We start from the raw sequence: 1,026 nt of genomic DNA on the forward strand, positions 1-1,026 counted from the left end.
AGTTCTTGAAATTCTATTCTTGATTGCATATCATCTCAACGAGTTTCGATAAGAAAGGATGCGCATGCGACCGTCTGTTGTGCTTGACATGAAGCGAAGCGCAGTGCGTGAAGCGGTAGGCCGCTTTCGCGCCGCGAACCCGCGCGTCTTCGGCTCGGTGCTGCATGGCACCGACCGGGATGGCAGCGACCTCGACCTGTTGGTCGATGCGCTGCCCGGTGCCACGTTGTTGGACTTGGGCGATTTGGAAGAAGAACTGAAATCGCTGCTCGGCGTTGACGTCGATCTGCTGACTCCCGGCGACCTGCCGCCGAAGTTCCGGGCCAAGGTGCTCGCGGAGGCGCAACCGATATGAGCGAGAACCGCCTGCCCGATTACCTCGACCACATTCAGCAGGCCGCAACCGATGCGCGCAGCTTCGTGGAAGGGATGGCCAAGGACGACTTCTTGGCCGACAAGCGCACCCAGCAGGCCGTCATCATGAGCCTGATCGTCATCGGCGAGGCGGCCACAAAGGTGATGGATGGCTACGTCGAGTTCACCCAGGCGCATGCCGACGTGCCGTGGCGCAGCATGCGCAATATGCGTAATCGCATGGCTCACGGCTATTTCGACATCAACCTCGATGTGGTGTGGGAGACGGTACAGGAATGGCTGCCGGCGTTGCTCCAGCAATTGCCCGCCGTGCGTCAGGATGCCGACGATGAAGACCGTAACGACAACTGTGAAAGAGGGATCTCCGATGACTGTTGAATCGAGAATATTTTCTGTAGCCGAGTATGTTCAGCCGTCCGAAGGCGAGCCTATTCGTTCCGTTGTGCTTGAAACCCGAGACTCAATTATCGTGGTTTGGCATGTCCATCCCGGGCAGGAAATTGCGGCTCACATTCATCCTCACGGCCAAGACACGTGGACTGTTTTGTCGGGAATGGCTGATTACTTTCAGGGCAATGGGATTGTTCGTGCCCTCAGGGAAGGTGAGATAGCCGTGGCAAGACCGGGCCAAGTGCACGGGGCGCGAAATAC

General features: G+C 57.8%; 3 protein-coding genes. All 3 read left to right on the forward strand.

From position 1 onward, the window contains the following. Nucleotides 1-88: 88 nt before the first annotated feature. Entirely contained in the window at nt 89-355 is a 267-nt protein-coding gene (locus QMN38_RS26640; protein ID WP_016487057.1) for a nucleotidyltransferase family protein, read from the forward strand. After that, a complete protein-coding gene (locus QMN38_RS26645; protein ID WP_001293886.1) occupies nt 352-753 on the forward strand; it encodes a HepT-like ribonuclease domain-containing protein in 402 nt (133 codons plus the stop codon). Before QMN38_RS26640 ends, QMN38_RS26645 begins: the two co-directional genes overlap by 4 nt. Further along, nucleotides 743-1,026, forward strand: a 284-nt coding sequence (locus QMN38_RS26650) for a cupin domain-containing protein (protein ID WP_192474022.1), incomplete at its 3' end; no start/stop codon positions are given. The genes QMN38_RS26645 and QMN38_RS26650, both read left to right, overlap by 11 nt.

This window comes from Citrobacter sp. R-1.5.2 (genome assembly GCF_035064245.1).
Classification (GTDB): domain Bacteria; phylum Pseudomonadota; class Gammaproteobacteria; order Enterobacterales; family Enterobacteriaceae; genus Citrobacter.

Excerpts from the sequence above, each read along its gene's own strand:
- QMN38_RS26640 (WP_016487057.1), top strand. The coding sequence starts at position 89 with ATGAAGCGAAGCGCAGTGCGTGAAGCGGTAGGCCGCTTTCGCGCCGCG.
- QMN38_RS26645 (WP_001293886.1), top strand. The coding sequence starts at position 352 with ATGAGCGAGAACCGCCTGCCCGATTACCTCGACCACATTCAGCAGGCC.